17 protein-coding genes are annotated in these 17440 nt (G+C 71.1%); 11 read left to right on the plus strand and 6 right to left on the minus strand.

Features of this window, described 5'->3' with window-relative positions:
* Window positions 1-101: 101 nt before the first annotated feature.
* Window positions 102-2555, plus strand: coding sequence for an ATP-binding cassette domain-containing protein (locus EW117_RS22200; protein ID WP_129788879.1), 2454 nt, complete (start codon window positions 102-104; stop codon window positions 2553-2555).
* Window positions 2556-2601: 46 nt separating this feature from the next.
* On the opposite strand, the gene EW117_RS22205 is transcribed toward EW117_RS22200, so the two are convergent.
* Window positions 2602-3336, minus strand: coding sequence for a response regulator (locus EW117_RS22205; RefSeq protein ID WP_129788880.1), 735 nt, complete (start codon window positions 3334-3336; stop codon window positions 2602-2604).
* A 91-nt stretch (window positions 3337-3427) separates the two neighbouring features.
* Here EW117_RS22205 and EW117_RS22210 point away from each other — a divergent pair, with 91 nt between their 5' ends.
* Window positions 3428-4714 (plus strand): sensor histidine kinase, encoded by a 1287-nt coding sequence (locus EW117_RS22210; protein WP_129788881.1) that lies wholly within the window; start codon window positions 3428-3430, stop codon window positions 4712-4714.
* A 92-nt stretch (window positions 4715-4806) separates the two neighbouring features.
* Complete coding sequence (locus EW117_RS22215) at window positions 4807-5910, plus strand: fatty acid desaturase family protein (RefSeq protein ID WP_129788882.1); 1104 nt, start codon at window positions 4807-4809, stop codon at window positions 5908-5910.
* A 60-nt stretch (window positions 5911-5970) separates the two neighbouring features.
* Here EW117_RS22215 and EW117_RS22220 read toward each other — a convergent pair whose 3' ends face one another.
* Entirely contained in the window at window positions 5971-6939 is a 969-nt protein-coding gene (locus EW117_RS22220; protein WP_207211993.1) for an oxidoreductase, read from the minus strand.
* Window positions 6940-7046: 107 nt separating this feature from the next.
* Here EW117_RS22220 and EW117_RS22225 point away from each other — a divergent pair, with 107 nt between their 5' ends.
* From EW117_RS22225 to EW117_RS22235, 3 genes are read left to right on the plus strand one after another with little or no spacing between them, the layout of a single operon-like run.
* Entirely contained in the window at window positions 7047-7706 is a 660-nt protein-coding gene (locus EW117_RS22225) for a helix-turn-helix domain-containing protein (protein ID WP_129788883.1), read from the plus strand.
* 31 nt (window positions 7707-7737) lie between these two features.
* Window positions 7738-8118 (plus strand): MmcQ/YjbR family DNA-binding protein, encoded by a 381-nt coding sequence (locus EW117_RS22230; protein ID WP_129788884.1) that lies wholly within the window; start codon window positions 7738-7740, stop codon window positions 8116-8118.
* A 14-nt stretch (window positions 8119-8132) separates the two neighbouring features.
* Window positions 8133-8558 carry a YybH family protein gene (locus tag EW117_RS22235; RefSeq protein WP_129788885.1) on the plus strand — a complete coding sequence of 142 codons (426 nt, stop codon included), beginning with the start codon at window positions 8133-8135 and terminating at the stop codon, window positions 8556-8558.
* A 21-nt stretch (window positions 8559-8579) separates the two neighbouring features.
* Here EW117_RS22235 and EW117_RS22240 read toward each other — a convergent pair whose 3' ends face one another.
* Complete coding sequence (locus EW117_RS22240) at window positions 8580-9521, minus strand: NAD(P)-dependent oxidoreductase (protein ID WP_165362820.1); 942 nt, start codon at window positions 9519-9521, stop codon at window positions 8580-8582.
* A 55-nt stretch (window positions 9522-9576) separates the two neighbouring features.
* Window positions 9577-10116 carry a GrpB family protein gene (locus tag EW117_RS22245; RefSeq protein ID WP_129788887.1) on the minus strand — a complete coding sequence of 180 codons (540 nt, stop codon included), beginning with the start codon at window positions 10114-10116 and terminating at the stop codon, window positions 9577-9579.
* A gap of 500 nt (window positions 10117-10616) precedes the next feature.
* On the opposite strand from EW117_RS22245, the gene EW117_RS22250 reads away from it, so the two are divergent.
* Complete coding sequence (locus tag EW117_RS22250) at window positions 10617-11201, plus strand: TOPRIM nucleotidyl transferase/hydrolase domain-containing protein (protein WP_129788888.1); 585 nt, start codon at window positions 10617-10619, stop codon at window positions 11199-11201.
* Here EW117_RS22250 and EW117_RS22255 read toward each other — a convergent pair.
* Window positions 11198-12244 (minus strand): alcohol dehydrogenase catalytic domain-containing protein, encoded by a 1047-nt coding sequence (locus EW117_RS22255; protein ID WP_129788889.1) that lies wholly within the window; start codon window positions 12242-12244, stop codon window positions 11198-11200. The genes EW117_RS22250 and EW117_RS22255 overlap by 4 nt on opposite strands.
* 197 nt (window positions 12245-12441) lie before the next feature.
* On the opposite strand from EW117_RS22255, the gene EW117_RS22260 reads away from it, so the two are divergent.
* The 4 genes from EW117_RS22260 (at window position 12442) to EW117_RS22275 (ending at window position 16791) form a co-directional block, all read left to right on the plus strand.
* A complete protein-coding gene (locus EW117_RS22260) occupies window positions 12442-13407 on the plus strand; it encodes an ABC transporter ATP-binding protein (RefSeq protein WP_129788890.1) in 966 nt (321 codons plus the stop codon).
* On the plus strand, window positions 13404-14261 hold the full coding sequence (locus EW117_RS22265; RefSeq protein WP_129788891.1) for an ABC transporter permease: 858 nt from the start codon (window positions 13404-13406) through the stop codon (window positions 14259-14261). The genes EW117_RS22260 and EW117_RS22265 overlap by 4 nt, the downstream gene beginning before the upstream one ends.
* Before the next feature lie 155 nt (window positions 14262-14416).
* A complete protein-coding gene (locus EW117_RS22270) occupies window positions 14417-15448 on the plus strand; it encodes a tyrosine-type recombinase/integrase (RefSeq protein ID WP_129788892.1) in 1032 nt (343 codons plus the stop codon).
* Window positions 15449-15561: 113 nt separating this feature from the next.
* A complete protein-coding gene (locus EW117_RS22275) occupies window positions 15562-16791 on the plus strand; it encodes a phospholipase D-like domain-containing protein (protein WP_129788945.1) in 1230 nt (409 codons plus the stop codon).
* Between the two features lie 71 nt (window positions 16792-16862).
* Here the strand turns inward: EW117_RS22275 and EW117_RS22280 are convergent, their stop codons facing one another.
* Window positions 16863-17429 carry a TetR/AcrR family transcriptional regulator gene (locus tag EW117_RS22280; RefSeq protein ID WP_129788893.1) on the minus strand — a complete coding sequence of 189 codons (567 nt, stop codon included), beginning with the start codon at window positions 17427-17429 and terminating at the stop codon, window positions 16863-16865.
* Window positions 17430-17440 lie beyond the last annotated feature (11 nt).

The following is a 17440-nucleotide window of genomic DNA, read 5'->3' on the forward strand; positions in this document are numbered from 1 at the left end:
TCACCCGACACCGACGCACCCGCCGCTGGAACAACCACCCACGAAGAGCACACGATGGAACCCCGACCAGCACCCCTCGTGACCGTCATGGAAGGTCGAGCATGAACACGGCGAGCACCACCACAGCGGACACGGCCACAGCGGACGCACCGGCGCTCGCGGCCCACCCGGCGGACACCCACGACCTGATCCGCGTGCAGGGCGCTCGGGAGAACAACCTCAAGGACATCAGCCTCGAGATCCCGAAGCGCCGGCTGACGGTGTTCACCGGCGTCTCGGGGTCGGGCAAGAGCTCGCTGGTGTTCGCGACGATCGCCGCTGAGTCGCAGCGGATGATCAACGAGACGTACAGCGCCTTCGTGCAGGGTTTCATGCCGTCGCTGGACCGCCCGGAGGTGGACCGGCTCGACGGGCTGACGACGGCGATCGTGGTCGACCAGGAGCGTCTCGGCGCGAACCCGCGGTCCACTCTCGGCACCGTGACGGACACCAACGCGCTGCTGCGCATCCTGTTCAGCCGGCTGGGGCAGCCGCAGATCGGGCCGGCGATCGCGTTCTCGTTCAACGTCCCAGCGCGCAAGGCGAGCGGGGTGATGACGTCGGCGACGGGCGAGAAGCAGATCGTGCGCGACGCCGTCTACCACGGTGGAATGTGCCCGCGGTGCGAGGGGCGCGGGCAGGTCTCCGACCTGGACCTGACCAAGTTCTTCGACGACTCGAAGTCCCTCAACGGGGGTGCCATCAAGATCCCGGGGTACACCGCCGACGGGTGGATGGTGGCCAGCTACACCGAGTCGGGGTTCCTGGACCCGGACAAGCCGATCCGCGAGTACACCGAGACGGAGCGGCACGACTTCCTGCACAAGGAGCCTACAAAGATCAAGGCCAAGGGCATCAACATCACCTACGAGGGCCTGGTCCCCAAGATCCGCAAGTCGATGCTGAGCAAGGACGTCGAGGCGCTGCAGCCGCACATCCGGGCGTGGGTGGAGCAGGCGGTGACGTTCGTGACCTGTCCCGACTGCGACGGGACCCGCCTGGCCGAGGCCGCGCGGTCCTCGAAGATCGACGGCATCAGCATCGCCGACGCGTGCGCCATGCAGATCAGCGACCTCGCCACCTGGGTGCGCGGCCTCGATGCGCCGGGCGCCGGGCCCCTGCTGGCGAACCTGCGCCACCAGCTCGACAAGTTCGTGGAGATCGGCCTGGGCTACCTGTCGCTCGACCGCCCGTCGGGCACGCTGTCCGGGGGAGAGGCGCAGCGCACCAAGCTGATCCGGCACCTGGGCTCCGCGCTCACCGACGTCACCTATGTCTTCGACGAGCCGACGATCGGCCTGCACCCGCACGACATCCAGCGCATGAACAAGCTGCTCGTCGAGCTGCGGGACAAGGGCAACACGGTGCTCGTCGTCGAGCACAAGCCGGAGGCCATCGTCATCGCCGACCACGTGGTCGACCTCGGTCCGGGCGCCGGTTCGGCGGGTGGCACCGTGCAGTTCGAGGGCACCGTCGAGGACCTGCGGTCGAGCGGCACCCTCACCGGCCGCCACCTCGGGTACCGGGCGCGGCTCAAGGACGCGGTGCGCCCGGCGTCGAGTGCCCTGGAGATCCGCGGGGCGAGCACGCACAACCTGCAGGACGTCGACGTCGACGTGCCCCTCGGTGTGCTGACCGTCGTCACCGGCGTGGCCGGTTCGGGCAAGAGCTCGCTGATCCACGGGTCGATCCCGGCGGACGCGGGCGTCGTCTCGGTCGACCAGGGCGCGATCAAGGGTTCGCGCCGGTCCAACCCGGCCACGTACACGGGCCTGCTCGACCCGATCCGCAAGGCGTTCGCCAAGGCCAACGGCGTCAAGCCCGCGCTGTTCAGCGCCAACTCCGAGGGCGCCTGCCCCACCTGCAAGGGCGCCGGCGTGATCTACACCGAGCTGGGGTTCATGGACACCGTGGCCACCACCTGTGAGGACTGCGGCGGCAAGCGGTTCGACGCCTCGGCGCTGGTGTACACGCTGGGCGGGGACCCGGGCAGCGGTGACGGTGAGAAGAGCGGCAAGGACATCAGCGAGGTGCTCGCGATGCCGGTCACGGAGGCCGAGGCGTTCTTCGCGAAGGACGGGCCGGCACCGGTCCCGGCCGCGCACAGGATCCTCGAGCGCCTGGCCGACGTCGGCCTCGGTTACCTCGGCATCGGGCAGCCGCTGACCACGCTGTCCGGCGGCGAGCGGCAGCGGCTGAAGCTGGCCGTCGAGATGGCCCGCGAGGGCGGGATCTACGTGCTCGACGAGCCCACCACGGGCCTGCACCTGGCCGACGTCGAGAACTTGCTCGGCCTGCTCGACCGCCTCGTCGAGTCGGGCAAGTCGGTCATCGTCATCGAGCACCACCAGGCGGTCATGGCGCACGCCGACTGGATCATCGACCTCGGCCCCGGTGCGGGGCGCGACGGCGGCCGGGTCGTCTTCGAGGGCACGCCCGCCGAGCTGGTCGCCCAAGCCCGGGCGGGGCGGGCGACGCTCACGGGGGAGCACCTGGCGCAGTACGTCGACGCCTGACGTGCCAGACGTACGGGTCAGCGGAGTGACCTGTACGTCTGGCACGTCAGCGGCCGGCGCGCACCAGGCCCGACTCGTAGGCGCAGACCACCATCTGGGTCCGGTCGCGCAGGTCGAGCTTGTTCAGGATGCGCGAGACGTGTGTCTTGACCGTCTGCTCGGCGAGGTGCAGCTCGGTGGCGATCTCGGCGTTCGACCGGCCGGCGGCGACCAGCTTCATGACGTCGAGCTCACGGTCGGTCAGGGCGGACAGCGTGGCGGACGGCGAGACGGGCAGCGTCGGGCGCGCCGCGTAGTCGGCGATGAGCGTGCGCGTGATCTTCGGCGACAGCAGCGCCTCGCCGGCGGCCACCACACGGACGGCCTGGGTCAGCTCCTCGGGAGGCGAGTCCTTCAGCAGGAACCCGCTGGCACCCGCGCGCAGCGCCGAGAACACGTACTCGTCGGCGTCGAACGTGGTCAGCATGATCACCTTCGGCGGCGTGCCGGGCATGGCCATGATCGTGCGCGTCGCGTCCAGGCCGTTGACCTTCGGCATGCGGATGTCCATCAGGACGACGTCGGGCTGCATGCGGCGCACGGCGTCGGAGATCCCCACACCGTCGTCCGTGGTGCCGACCACCGTGATCCCCTCGTGCGCGTTCAGCAGCGCGGCGAACCCAGCACGGATCATCGACTGGTCGTCGACGATCAGCACGCGGATCGCGCGCCCGGGCGCATCGTGCGCGGAGGACTCGTGCACGGACGCGCCGTGCGCCGTGACATCGGGAGGTGGCGACATGGGACCAACGTAACCGAGACCCGAAAGTATGACGGCGGTTCGCTCCACCGGGTGACGCGGCAAGCGCTGCCCACCGCATAACCTGCAGAGAATGGACCACCCACCTGACTCGACGCCCGAACCACGCGGCGCCGACGCCCCCGGCCAGCAGGCCCGGCGCCCACGGCGTTTCTCCCCGGGGTTGCGTGCCCTGACCCGGCTGGACGTCACCACGGCCTCGATCGCCCGCCGGGAGGTCGTGTGGCTGTGGACGCTGGTCTCGATCATCTCGGTCGCCCTCGTCGCGATCGGCTGGCCGGTGACGGCGTCCGGGTACGGCACCCACCCCGCCGCGGCCATGACCTTCACCCTCGTGTACTGCGCCGCCCCGATCCTGGCGGTGCGCTGGCCATGGGCAGGGCTCAGCGCCTCGGTCGCCGGCGCACTCCCCGTCATGATCCTGACCGCCTCCGCCGCACCCGTGTGGCCGTGGCCGTGGCCCGTCACGGTCCTGCTCGCGCACTGCCTCACAGTGTTCGTGCTCGCCCTGCGACACCCCTGGTACTGGGCGGCGTCCCTCTGGTCTGCGGGCGCGATGCTGACGGTCCTGGCTCCCGCGGCGATCGTCCACGAGGCCGGTGAGGGCGCCGTCGCCAACGGCGTCGTACTGGTCTCCCTGAGCGGCGGCGTAGCCCTGGTCGGCGTGCTGGTGCGGCTGTGGATCCTCAGCATGGTCCGCATGGAGCAGGCCGAACGCCTCAGCGCCGCCGAGACCGGCCGCCGTCGCGAGCTCGAGGAACGCAACAGGATCGCCCGCGAGCTGCACGACGTCGTCGCGCACAGCATGTCGGTCATCACCGTCCAGGCCTCCACGGCCCGCTACCGCCAGCCCGGGCTCGACGAGGCGATCCAGCAGGAGTTCGAAGAGATCGCCGCATCCTCCCGCCGCGCGCTGGGCGAGATGCGCGGCCTGCTCAGCATCCTGCGCGGCCACGACACCGCCCCCACCGCGCCCCTGCCCGGCCTGTCCGACGTCGCCGACCTCGTCGAGTCCACCCGCGCCTCCGGCGTCGAGATCACCTACACCGGCACCGACGCCGAGGTGCCCGACGCCGTCGGGCTGACCGCCTTCCGCCTCGTCCAGGAGGCGCTGAGCAACGCCCTGCGGCACGCCCCCGGATCCGCCGTCACCGTCACCGTCTCCGACGAGGGACACGACCTCCGGGTCCGCGTCACCAACACCGCCCCGGAACGCGCCGACGAGCCCACACCCGGCGCCCGTCTCGGCCTGGCCGGCATCCGCGAACGCGCCCACGCCCTCGGCGGGACCGTCACCGCCGGCCCCACGCCCGACGGCGGCTTCGAGCTCACCGCGACCCTCCCCGTCGCCCAGGACTGAGAACCCACCGGCGACCCGCTACTCAGGTAGGGGGTGAGGTTGGCTCCAGCGGGGGACGCGCGGACCGTGGACCCGTTCCTAGGTTGACGCGCATGACGACGACCGACGCAGCGCCCCGCCCGGCTCCCCAACCCGTCCAGACCCGCCGGCCGCGCACAGCCCGCAACAAGCAGACCAACGACTACTTCGACCTCGCCGAACGCGCCACCGCCGCGGGCCTGATGGGACGCCGAGTCGGCTGGTACGCCGCCCGCACCGCCCTCCTCGCGGCCGGCCTGGCGCTCGCGTTCTGGCTGCTGCTCACGCTGGGCGACACGTGGTGGCAGCTCGCGGTGGCCGTCCTGTTCGGCGTCGTGTTCACGCAGGGCGCGTTCCTCGGTCACGACGCCGCGCACCTGCAGATCTTCCGGTCCGGACGGCGCAACGAGTGGGCGGCGCGGATCATCGCCAACCTCGTCGTCGGGCTCAGCGCCGGCTGGTGGGCCCGCAAGCACAACAAGCACCACGCGAACCCGAACGTGATCGGCAAGGACGGCGACATCGAGACGGGTGCGCTCGTGTTCGTGCCGGGGGAGGAGGCCGGGCGGACCGGGTTCTGGGGCTGGATCACCCGGCACCAGGGCTGGTTGTTCTTCCCGATGCTGACGCTGTTCGGCCCGACACTGCACGCCAACGCCGTCCAGACGCTGGCGACGACGCCGGCGATCAAGCACCGCGGTGCGGAGGCCTGGCTCCTGGGGCTGCGGCTCGTCGGGTTCCCGACCCTCGTATTCCTCACGCTCGGGCCGGCGCTCGGCGCGGCGTTCATGGCCGTGCAGCTCGCGACGTTCGGCCTGTACATGGGCGCCACGTTCGCCCCGAACCACAAGGGGATGCCGCTGATCCCGAAGGACGTCAAGGTCGACTTCCTGCGCCGCCAGGTCCTCACCTCGCGCAACATCCGCGGCGGCTGGTTCGTCGACGTCGCGATGGGCGGGCTGAACTACCAGATCGAGCACCACGTCTTCCCGCGGATGGCCAGCGTCAACCTGAAGCACGCCCGCCCGATCGTGCAGGCGTTCTGCGCCGAGCGCGACATCCCGTACACCGAGACGGGCCTGCTCGAGTCGTACGGGATCATCACCGCGTACCTGAACCGGGTCGGCCTCGGTCACGCCGACCCGATGGACTGCCCGGTCGCCGCGCAGTACCGGTAGCGCGGGAGGGGCGGGACCTGGCGGCATCTGTCGACGTCGGCCGTCAGGTCCCGCACCCGGCTACCTGGGCATCGACGCGCCGGCGGCCGGCACCAGCCCGTCGAGCAGGGCGAGCTCGTCCTCGCTCAGCCGGAGCGCGCCCGCCGCGACGTTCTCCTCCAGGTGCGCCACGCTGCCGGTCCCAGGGATCGCCAGCACGTGCGCACCCCGGTGCAGGGTCCAGGCCAGGCGGACCTGCGCCTCGGTGGCACCGTGGGCCCGCGCGACGGCCGCCACCTCCGCCTGCCCGGTCTCGTCCGGGCCACCCACCAGCCCGGCGCCCGGGACCGCGGCCCCGACGGCGAAGAACGGTACGAACGCGACACCGTGCTCGCCGCACAGGTCGACCAGGGCGTCGTCCTCCCGGCTGGTCAGGCCGTACTGGTTCTGCACGCACACGACCGGTGCGATGCTCATCGCCTCGGTCAGCTGCTCCGGAAGGATGTTGGAGATACCCAGGTGCCGGATCAGACCCGCTTCGCGCAGCTCCGCCAGCGCCCCGAAGTGCTCGGCGACCGATTCGGGCTCGCGCCCCTGCCCGGCCATGCTCGTGCCCCAGCGCAGGTTGACGACGTCGAGGTGATCGCGGCCGAGCTGACGGATGTTCTCCTCGACCTGCGCACGAAGCTGGTCGGGGCGTGCCATCGGCGCCATCTCACCGTCGCGCGACCGGGCCGGCCCGACCTTCGTCGTGATCACCAGGTCGTCCGGGTAGGGCTGCAGGGCCGTGCTGATCAGCTCGTTCGACGAGCGCAGCGGCGCGAAATAGAACGCGGCGGTGTCGATGTGGTTCACACCGAGCTCGACGGCCCGCCGCAGGACCGCGATCGCCGCGTCCCGGCTGCGCGGCGTCTTCTCCCACGGCATGCCCACGAGACGCATCGCGCCGAAACCCATGCGGTTGATCGTGAGGTCACCGAGCTGCCAGGTGCCGGCCGCCGCCGCGTCCGCGGTGCCAGTCATCGTGTTCGTCTTCGTGTCAGTGGTCATGCAGCCAGCATCACGCCGTGCCCGCCCCGTCCCACGGCGCTGGCAACTTGTTGCCAACCGCCCGAGGTAGGTAGCGCGGGGGAGTGGCACCGGGCAGGATCGGTCCCATGCACACCGGTGAGGCCGTCACGATCGTCCACGGCGAGCAAGAGCTCCTCGCCCGGACCATGCACCTGTTCGCGACCGCGACCGACGTCGCCTGCGCCGCCGACGACCTCGCCACCTGGGCAACCGCACAGTCGACCGACGAGTTCGCCGAACTGGTCCGAGACCGCCACCCCGGCGACGTCCGCCTCCGCAAGCTGTACCGGTCCGCCCTGCTGCTCGACCCCGTGGCCGCGCAGCGGCTGGCGCGAGACCGCGACCGGCACGGCGCCCACATCCGCATCACGACCGACGAGATCAACGAGACGATCATCCTCGACCGCCGCCTGGTCATCCTGGCCGGCGACCTCAGCGGCGGCCGCCGCAGCTACAGCATCATCACCCAGCGCGAGGCCGTACAGGGCGTCACCTCCCTGTTCGACGCCGCCTGGCGACCGGCCACCGAGCTCGCCGTCTACGACACCCAGATCGCCGAGATCCGCCAGCTCGCACCCCAGGTGCTCGACCTGCTCAGCCAAGGTGTCAAGGACGAGGCCGCCGCCCGGACCCTGCGCCTCGGCGTCCGCACCTACCGCCGCCGAGTAGCCGAGCTCATGGACGCCCTCGGCGCCGAGTCACGGTTCCAGGCCGGCGCACGCGCCCGAGAGCTCGGCCTCGTCTGACCGTGTCAGTGGCGGGTGCAAGACTCCACCCGTGAGCGAACGTGCACCCGTCCCTACCGACACCGTCCTGCGGCTCGCCGCCATCCTCGAACGCCTCCCCGAGTGCCACGAGCACGACGCCTGGACCGGCGTCGCCTGGAAGACCCACGACGCCACCGTGGCACACGTCTTCGGCGGAGAAGACGGCCTCGTCCGGATCACCTTCCGCGCCGAACCCGACGAAGTCGAAGCCTTCCAGCACCTCGGACCGCAATACTTCAAGGCCAGCTGGGGAACCAACGTCGTCGGCATCGTCCTCGACCAGCACACCGACTGGGACGAGCTCACCGAGCTGCTCACCGACTCCTACTGCATCCAGGCACCACAGACCCTCGCCGCACAGGTCAACCGGCCCACACCCGAAGCCGGCTGAGTAACCTCGGAAACATGACACAGCGCGCAACCACCGAGGCCTGGGTCCGCGGCTACGAACGACTCTGGCGAACACCCGGCACCGACGGGCTCGCAGAACTCTTCACCACCGACGCGTCCTACCTGCCCTCACCCTGGGCGACACCCGTCGTAGGGCTCCCGGCGCTCGCGGAGTTCTGGGAGTCGGAGCGTTCGGGACCGGACGAGTCGTTCACGATGACGTCCGAGGTGATCGCTGTGGACGGTCCGACGGCGGTCGTGCGGGTGAGCGTCGAGTACGGCGCCCCCGAACGCTCCGGCGAGCCTGGTGCGTTCGGCAGCCGCTGGCGCGACCTGTGGGTCCTCCAGTTCGACGAGGACGGGCGCTGTGCGGCGTTCGAGGAGTGGCCGTTCGCGCCGGGGCAGCCCGACGGGCACGACCAGCCCACGGTTCCCCAGTAGCTGAGTCAACAGCGTGGTGGCTCAGTAGCCGCGTTCCCGCACGACCGCCGACGCCGGACGAACACCGCGACGGATCTCGACGAACGCCGCGTCGAGGCTGGTCACGACGTCGGACGGCAGTGTGAGGCCGGAGACGTGGGGCGTGATCGTGACGTCGGGACGGCGCCACAGAGGCGACGACGGCTCCAGCGGCTCCTGTTCGGTGACATCGAGCGTCGCGTGCCGGACTCGGCCCGCGTCGAGTGCGCCCAGCAGGGTCGCGGTGCGCACGGCCGACCCGCGTCCGACGTTGACCAGGTGGACGGCGTCGAAGGCGGCGAGGAGCTCCGGGGTGATCAGGCCCGCGGTCTGCGCCGTGTGGGGGAGTGCCAGCACGAGGACGTCGGCCCTGGCGAGCGCCGGCGTGCTGTGCGCGTCGGCCAGGGGGAGGACGGCGTCGAAGGCGTCGTCGGGTCGCCCGCTCCTGCTCAGTCCGGTGACCCGGTGCCCGACGGCGGCCAGCGCCCGGCCGATCGCCTTTCCCACGGCTCCCGTACCCACCACGATCGCGCCGTCCCGGGTGGGCGGTGCGGATGGCCTGGACGGATCCCACGTGGCCGACGCCGAGTCGGCGACGTAGCGGGCCGTCTGCCAGCGTTCGGCGAGGACCCAGGTCAGGACGTACTCGGCCATGCGCTGCGGCATCGTGCCGGTGGTGCGGGTCAGGAGCACGCCGTCGGGCAACGCCGGAACCAGGTGCTCCACGCCGGCGAAGGGACAGTGCACCCATGCGGAGCCCACGGCGTGCTCGGGTCTTGTCGTGACCGCGAGCGTCGCGCCGTGCTCGATCACCTTCAGGTTCTGCGCCTGCGCCCAGGCGACGAGCGCGTCACGCACGTCCGGGTCGACGTCGTCGCCGAGGCGAACCGTGGGGCGGGCGCGGAGCGCGGCGGCGAGGGCGGGAATCGCGGGTGCTGAGGTCATCATGGCGATTCTGCCTGGTCGCACGACCACGGGGGACGGTGTCAGCTGAGTACAGTTATGTCAGCGAATTGTCGTTCCAGGCGCGTGCCCGTTGCATCAGCTCACCGATCAGGGGTGCTTTGCCGGACCGGTAGCGGACGCGGTCGTGGCGGTCTGCCACGGCGAGCTCGCTCCTCAGGGCGGCGTATTGCTCGGCCGGCTCGGCATGGGTGCGCAGGTAGTCACGGAACAGCAGCCAGTCGCGCCACGAGGCGGAGTTCCGTTCCACGACGTGCAGGTGGTGCGTGCGATGTTCCACCGTCGGGAAGCACACCGACCATTTGCGTTCAACTTCGTCGCCGGGCTCCGGTGCGTGGGTCCAGCCGATCCGTTGCAGCTCCGAGAGCGCCGGAGCGAAGCCTGTGTAGTCGTCGGTCACGGCGACCATGTCGATGATCGGCTTGGCGGGAAGCCCAGGGACCGACGTCGAGCCGATGTGCTCGATGGGGGCAACGAGCCAGCTGACTAGCACAGGCTCGAGCGCTGCCTTCTGCGTGGCGAAGAGTTCGGCCCAGCCGGGGTCGTGAGGCTGGATGACTATCGGGTCCTGGCGCACGCGCTCAGCCTCGCATGTGTGCTGCGGGCTCTGTCAGTGATTCAGCGGTGTGGTGGCTGGTCCCAGAGCTCCTTCCGGATACATCCGATAATGCACATTATGTCATTATGGCGAGGATCGACCCGGAGACCGCTGCCCTGGGCCGTGCATGCTGTGCACTCGCAGCGCTGCGCCCGTGACATGCGCTTTGAGCGCTCAGCCTCGTTGCGAGCGCTCAGCCTCGCCGTTCGCGCCGGCGCACAATCGCCCGCGACGAAGGCGCTCCGAGTTCGGTCGGTTGCTCAACACCGGCATGCAGCCGCTCACCAGCACCTGGCCAAGCCGCACCCCGCCACGCGGACAGCCGGCAGCGCCCCTGCCCCACCAACAGGACACCAACACATCCAAAGCATTGTGTATAGCGCAACACATCGGTCTACAGCCAGCAAAGAAGGTCAACACAGTAACACCCCGAAAATCCTGCGGCCGCTCCCGGGCACGAGGCATACCATCCTCGGACCATGAATCTCGCCGGGATCCTCTCCGCCTCGACGAGCACCGCCGTGCTCGTCGAGGGCGAGAGCGACCGTGCGGCGGTCGAAACACTCGCGGCACGCAGGGGCCTCCCCCTCTCCGATCTCGGGGTGCAGGTCGTGGCGATGGGCGGGATCACCAACGTCGGGCATCACCTCGTCGCGCTCGCCGGCCAGGACGTCCGTGTCGGAGGCCTGTACGACGCCGCGGAGGAGCGCTTCGTCATCAAGGGACTGGACCGGATGGGCCTGCGCCCGTTCGCGGCAGCCACTCCCCTGGCCGATCTCGGCTTCTTCCGGTGCGACCGCGACCTCGAGGACGAGCTCATCCGGGCGATCGGTGTCGACGGGCTCCTCGCCCTGATCGAGTCCGAGGGTGAGCTGCGCAGGTTCGAGCTGCTGCAGGGCCAGCCGGCGCAGCGCGAACGCACCACCATCCAGCAGCTGCACCGCTTCATCGGTTCCAAGAGCGGCCGCAAGGAGCGTTACGGGCGCCGCCTGGCGCAGGCGGTCGCCCTGGACCGGGTGCCCGCGCCGCTGGACGCCGTCCTGCACTGGGTCTCAGAGCCCTAGGGCAGCCGCGGGTCGAGCACCACCATCCCGGCTCGCGGCGCGGAATCCATCGTCGGCACGAGCGCGGCCGCCTCGGTCATACCGACCACCCGGTCGAGCAGATCCTGGGGCCGGAGCGCCCCGGACGCGACCAGCGCGAGCATCTCCGGGTAATCGGCGGCGGCCATGCCGTGACTGCCCAGCACGTCGAGCTCCCAGGCGATCACCCGGCCCATGGGCACGCGCGGTCCGCCGTCGACGGGCGCGAACAGCCCCACCTGGACGTGGCGCCCGCTTCGGCGCAGGCTTCCGATGGCGTCGGCGCACGTCTGCTCGCTGCCGACGGCGTCGACCGCGACGTGGGCCCCGCCGTCCGTCAGCTGCTGCACGACAGCCGGGACGTCGAGGCCGTCGGCGAGCACCGTGCGCTCGGCACCGGCGCGGCGGGCCGCTTCCAGCGCTACCGGCGACCGGTCGACCGCCACCACGTGCGCGCCGCGGGCCACGGCGATCATGATGGCGCTGAGCCCGACGCCCCCCGCACCGACCACGGCGACCCACTCCCCTGCCTCGACCCGTGCCCGCCCGGCCACGGCCCGGTAGGCGGTGGCGAACCGGCAGCCCAGGCTCGCAGCGGTCTCGAACGAGACGCCGTCGGGGATGGCGACCACGTTGGCGTCGGCCGCGTGCAGCACGACGAGCTCCGCGTAGGAGCCCCAGTGCGTGAACCCGGGCTGGGTCTGGTCGGGGCAGACCTGCGCCTGACCGCCGCGGCACCACTCGCACGTCCCGCAGCCGCTCACGAACGGCACGGTGACCCGGTCCCCCACCTGCCATCTCGTGACGCCGGCGCCGACCTGGTCGATCGTGCCCGCGAGCTCGTGGCCGGGGACGTGCGGCAGCTCGGTGATGTCGCTGTCGTGCCCCGACCAGGCATGCCAGTCGCTCAGGCACAGGCCCGTGGCATGCACCCGCACGACCACCCCGCCGTCGGGCGCCTGCGGTGCGGACACCTCGCGGACGTCGATGGGGCCCCGGAACCGGTCGAAGACGATGGCACGCATCAGCGGATTCAACCACGCGCCCGACCGTGACTTCAGCAGAGTTCAGGTGCCGGGCCGGACACGAGCCGGAGTCCGGAGCGCCGTCGGGCATCGGGCCGGTGTTGAGCCGGAGGGGTCGGTGCGTACGCAAACCTGCGTAGGCGGGTGTCGCTCCTGGACGGACGCCGCACCCCTCCTCCGGGGCGCACGGTGGGGACATGGACACAGGCGTGAACGAGACGGGCGAGCTGGTGCTGCGCACCGACGCGCTGACGAAGCGGTACGGCGACCGGGTCGCCGTCGACGGCGTCAGCATGACGGTGCGGCGTGGTGAGGTGTACGGCTTCCTGGGCCACAACGGTGCGGGTAAGACGACGACGCTGCGGATGGTGCTGGGCCTGGTCCGGCCTACCGCGGGTCGGGCGTCGGTGCTGGGCCGTCCGGCGGGGCGAGCGGACGTGACGGGCCGGGTCGGTGCCCTGGTCGAGGGGCCGGGCTTCTACCCGTACCTGTCCGGCAGGGACAACCTGCGCTCCCTGGCTCGCTACCGGCATCTACCGCGTGCGGAGGTGGAGCGGGTCCTGGACCTGGTCGATCTGGCCGGGCGTGGTGACGACGCGTACAAGGGGTACTCCCTGGGGATGAAGCAGCGTCTCGGGGTCGCGGCGGCCCTGCTCGGTGACCCGGAGCTGGTGATCCTGGACGAGCCGACCAACGGGCTGGACCCGGCGGGTATGGCGGACATGCGTGAGCTGGTGGTGTCGCTGGCCCGGGGCGGTCGCACGGTGCTGCTGTCCAGTCATCTGCTGACGGAGGTACAGGAGATCTGTGACCGGGTGGGCGTGATCGACCACGGTCGTCTCCTGCGTGAGGCGGCGGTCGCCGACCTGCGGGGCGGCATCACCGTGCGGGTGCGTGCCACTCCTGCGGACACGGCGCTCGCGGTCGCCACCCGCATGGCCGGCCCGGACGGCGTCCGCACGCTGCCCGACGGCGCCCTGGGTGTCGGCCTGCCCGCCTCGGCCGCGCCCGATCTGACGCGGGCGCTGGTCGCCGCCGGCGTCGACGTGCACGAGGTGGCGCCCAGTGAACGCACCCTCGAAGAGGTGTTCTTCGAGATGACGACCGGCGCCGCCGCCCCGGGCAGCGCCTCGAACGCGAACATGAAGGAGACCGTCTCATGACCGCCGTCCTCGACAGCGCCCGCGCGGAGCTGCTCCGGCTGCGCAAGTGGCCCGCGGTGTGGATCACCGTCGGCGCCTGGATCGCCCTGGCCCTGACCTTCGGGTACGTCTTCGACTACGTCTCCTACGCCACCGGCACGGAGAGCTTCGCCACCGAAGGCACCACAGCGGGCGCGGCCCGGGATGCCCTCCTGACCGGGCTGCTGCCACAGGCCGTGCCCGACGTCCTGGTGCAGGGCATGCCCATGTTCGGCGGGGCGCTCGCGATGGTGCTCGGCGCCCTCGTGGCGGGCAACGGCTTCGGCTGGGGTACGTGGAAGACGGCGTTCACACAGGGCCCGTCCCGGCCGGCGGTCGTCGGCGGATCCCTGATGGCGCTGAGCGCGTTCGTGGTCCTCATCGTCGCGATCACGCTCGTCCTGTTCACCGTCGTCTCGGCGGGGATCGCCCTGACCGAGGGCGAGGCCATCACCTGGCCGACGGCGGGCGACCTCGCGCGGGCGGTGGGCGGCGGGCTCCTGGTCCTTCAGATGTGGGCCCTGCTCGGCTACGCGGTCGGCATCATCGCCCGCGGTCCGGCGCTCGCGGTGGGCCTGGGTCTGGTCTGGGCGCTGGTGGTGGAGAACCTGCTGCGTGGTGTCGGCTCCCTGCTGGACGCGATCGAGCAGCTCACGCACTTCCTGCCGGGCACGGCAGCGGGCTCCCTGGTGGGGTCGCTCACGGGGACGGGTTCCGGCACGCCGGGTGTGCTCGACGTCATCGGCGGCGAACAGGCGGTGCTCACGGTCGCGGCGTACGTCGTGGGCCTGGTCGTGGTGGTCCTGACGGTGATGCGCCGGCGCGACCTGGCCTGACCCGCTCCCGCTGCCGTGTCAGAGCTGCCGTGTTAGACGTACGGGGCACTCAGGTGACCCGTACGTCTGACATCTCTGGACGGATGTCTCGTCGCAGGTCAGGGGCTTATTCCGGCAATTCGGGAGTGTCAGTGGTGCCGCCTAGGGTGACGCTCATGGTCGCTCCCCCGCGCCTCGAGCGCATCACCGTCGACGAAGCCACCCGCCGTTATCTCGCGGCGGTCGAGGTCGAGACGATCCGTGGTGTCCTGTCACCCGCCACGGCGCGCAGCTACACGCGTGACGTCACGGAGTTCGGCAGGCTCACGGGCCGCGACCGGATCCTGGACGACGTCACGGGTGCGGACGTCGACAGTGTCCTGGTGCGCTACCAGTCGGCGCCCGACGCCCGGTACACGGATCCGGGGCGTAAGCCGGGCCCGGGGCGCAGCACAGCCACGGTCAACCGGTTCCGGCAGTCCGTGACCCGGTTCTTCGCGTACGCCGCCCGCGAGTGCTGGGTGCAGGCCGATCCGATGCAGTGGGCGGCCCCGCCCGCCAAGGTGCGTGGCACGCTGCGCACGGCGCGCACAGCCCTGTCGGCCGGAGCTGCCCGCAGCCTCCTGGCCACCGGTCCGGCCGACTCCCCCGCCCGTACCGACCAGGACCTCGCCCTGCGTGACCGGCTCGTCGTCGCACTGCTGCTGGTGCTCGGCCCGCGTGTCTCGGAGCTCGCCCGGACCGACGTCGACGACATGGCCCGCGAGCCCGGCCGTGCCACCTGGCGCATCCGGGGCAAGGGCGGGAACACCCGCACCGTGACGCTGTCCCCGCCGCTGGCCCGTGCCCTGGACGACTACCTCACCCACCTGCGACCCGTCCTGGCGGCCAAACGCCCCCAGGACGACGACGCCCAGCGTGCGCTCCTGCTGTCCTGGCGCGGACGCCGCATCGACACCCAGGCGATCCGCGCCCTGCTCACGCGTGCGGTGGCCCGTATGCCCGCGCCCTACCAGCGTGAGGCCACGCCCCACGCGCTGCGGCACACCACGGCGACCCTGCTCGTGGCCGACGGCTGGGACGTCAAGGTCGTGGCCGAGCTGCTCGGCCACGCGTCGATCGCCACGACCGGCGTCTACCTCGACCGCATCGAGGGCGAGCTCGCGGCCGCCATCCGCTCCCACCCGCTGGCCGCGGCCATCGAGTGAGACCCCGTAAAATGCCGGGCCGATCTGCCGAGACCGGGTACCGTGAGGTCGTGGCGTCCCGCAAGATCCCCGGTAATCTCCCGAAGCTCACGCTCGACATCCCGTCCGGCTTCATGCAGCGTGCCCGCACGCTCGCGACCCGCGCCGCGATCGTCGCGGCCGCCGTGCCGGTCGGGGCAGCGGTCGCGCTCATGGTGACCGACAAGATCCGACGGCGCGTGCACCCGCTCACCTCGAAGTTCCCCACCGAGAAGCCGCTCACGGAGCACATCGACGAGACCGCCACCACGGTCTACACCTACGGCGCGGACCTGTTCGAGGCGATGCTCGACGCCATCCAGGGTGCACGCAAGACCGTGATGCTCGAGTCGTACATCTGGAAGAGCGACCAGGTGGGCCAGCAGTTCAAGCAGGCGCTGATCGACGCGGCCGCACGCGGCGTGGACGTCTACGTCATCGTGGACGGCTTCGCCAACCTCGTCGTCCCCTACTCGTTCTTCCGCTTCCCGCCCAGCGTGCACGTGCTGCGCTTCCCCGTGCTGCGCCCCGGGATGGCCTACCTCAACATCCGCACCTCCGGCCGCGACCACCGCAAGATCCTGGTGGTCGACGACGAGGTCGGCTTCGTCGGCGGCTACAACATCGGCTCCCTGTACGCGACGCAATGGCGCGACACTCATGTCCGCCTCGCCGGGCCGTCCGTGTGGGAACTGCGCAACGCGTTCGTCGACTTCTGGAACCGGCACCGCAAGCCGCGCCACCCGATCCTGTCGGACGTCGGCTCCGGCACCTGGATGCCCCACCTCAAGGCAGCCCGCAACGCGCCCTCCGAGCTCGTGTTCCCCATCCGCGGCATCTACCTCGACGCCATCGACCGGGCCACCAGCCACATCTACATCACCCAGGCGTACTTCATCCCGGACCACGACATCCACACCGCGCTGCTCGCCGCAGCCGCCCGCGGCGTCGACGTCCGCGTCCTGGTCCCGCACCGCTCCAACCACGTCGTGGCCGACTGGCTCGCCCGCGGCCACTACGCCTCCCTGCTGCGCGGCGGGGTGCGGATCTTCCTGTACCAGGGCGCCATGGTCCACGCGAAGACCGCCACCATCGACCGGCGCTGGACCACGATCGGCACCGCCAACATCGACCGCCTCAGCCTCACCGGCAACTACGAGGTCAACCTCGAGATCGTCGACCCCGGGCTGGCCGGCCGCATGGAAGACGTCTTCACCATGGACCTGTCCAACGCGCAGGAGCTCACGCTCGAACAGTGGGAGGAACGCGGCGCGCTCGCCAAGATCGGCGAAGCCCTCCTGGTCCCCCTGCGGCCCCTGCTGTAACGGACGCCGACTACCCGGGGCCGGACGGGCAAACGAGTGGGTCTGCCTCCGCAGGAAGCCGGGACCCTTCCTCAGCCACGCGGGCTCAGTCCCCCGACAGCCAGCCCGAACAGCCGCTCCGCCGCAGCGCCACGGTCCGCATGGTGCTCCGTCGCCAGGACCACGCCGACAGCCAGCGTGATCAGGTCGACGACGGTGACCCCCGCGTCGACCGCGCCGTCCCGCACGGCACGGTGCAGGAGTGGCTTTCCCGCGTTCTCCAGCGCCGTCGTGCAGCTGTTCTCGTGGATCGACTCGGGCTCGGTCCCCTCGTAGGTCAGTGCGGCCGCCAGCCCGCGGGCGGAGACACAGTAGGCGACGACGTCGCTCAGCCAGTCCAGCAGCGCCTTCCTGCTGTCGCCGACGCCGGCGAGCTCCTGGGCGCGAGCGACCAGGGCGTCGATCCGCTCCCGCGAGACCGCCTCCACCAGCGCACGACGCGTCGGGAAGTGCCGGCGTACCGTCGCCGAACCCACGCCCGCGACGCGAGCGATCTGCTCCAGGGACGCACCGGCGCCATGGGCCGCCACCTCCTCCTCGGCCACGGCGAGAATCCGCGCGTAGTTGCGCCGGGCATCGGCGCGCTGACGCTCGGGCATCGTGCACCTCC

It is taken from the genome of Promicromonospora panici (assembly GCF_900608595.1).
In the GTDB taxonomy this organism is placed as follows: domain Bacteria; phylum Actinomycetota; class Actinomycetes; order Actinomycetales; family Cellulomonadaceae; genus Promicromonospora; species Promicromonospora panici.

Bases quoted from the DNA above. Each gene is read 5' to 3' on its own strand.
- EW117_RS22260 (WP_129788890.1), top strand. From the start codon at position 12,442: ATGGACACAGGCGTGAACGAGACGGGCGAGCTGGTGCTGCGCACCGAC.
- EW117_RS22235 (WP_129788885.1), top strand. From the start codon at position 8,133: ATGACACAGCGCGCAACCACCGAGGCCTGGGTCCGCGGCTACGAACGA.
- EW117_RS22280 (WP_129788893.1), bottom strand. From the start codon at position 17,429: ATGCCCGAGCGTCAGCGCGCCGATGCCCGGCGCAACTACGCGCGGATT.
- EW117_RS22255 (WP_129788889.1), bottom strand. From the start codon at position 12,244: ATGCGTGCCATCGTCTTCGACCGGTTCCGGGGCCCCATCGACGTCCGC.
- EW117_RS22215 (WP_129788882.1), top strand. From the start codon at position 4,807: ATGACGACGACCGACGCAGCGCCCCGCCCGGCTCCCCAACCCGTCCAG.
- EW117_RS22200 (WP_129788879.1), top strand. From the start codon at position 102: ATGAACACGGCGAGCACCACCACAGCGGACACGGCCACAGCGGACGCA.
- EW117_RS22250 (WP_129788888.1), top strand. From the start codon at position 10,617: ATGAATCTCGCCGGGATCCTCTCCGCCTCGACGAGCACCGCCGTGCTC.
- EW117_RS22270 (WP_129788892.1), top strand. From the start codon at position 14,417: ATGGTCGCTCCCCCGCGCCTCGAGCGCATCACCGTCGACGAAGCCACC.
- EW117_RS22275 (WP_129788945.1), top strand. From the start codon at position 15,562: ATGCAGCGTGCCCGCACGCTCGCGACCCGCGCCGCGATCGTCGCGGCC.
- EW117_RS22265 (WP_129788891.1), top strand. From the start codon at position 13,404: ATGACCGCCGTCCTCGACAGCGCCCGCGCGGAGCTGCTCCGGCTGCGC.
- EW117_RS22240 (WP_165362820.1), bottom strand. From the start codon at position 9,521: ATGACCTCAGCACCCGCGATTCCCGCCCTCGCCGCCGCGCTCCGCGCC.
- EW117_RS22205 (WP_129788880.1), bottom strand. From the start codon at position 3,336: ATGTCGCCACCTCCCGATGTCACGGCGCACGGCGCGTCCGTGCACGAG.
- EW117_RS22220 (WP_207211993.1), bottom strand. From the start codon at position 6,939: ATGACCACTGACACGAAGACGAACACGATGACTGGCACCGCGGACGCG.
- EW117_RS22210 (WP_129788881.1), top strand. From the start codon at position 3,428: ATGGACCACCCACCTGACTCGACGCCCGAACCACGCGGCGCCGACGCC.
- EW117_RS22225 (WP_129788883.1), top strand. From the start codon at position 7,047: ATGCACACCGGTGAGGCCGTCACGATCGTCCACGGCGAGCAAGAGCTC.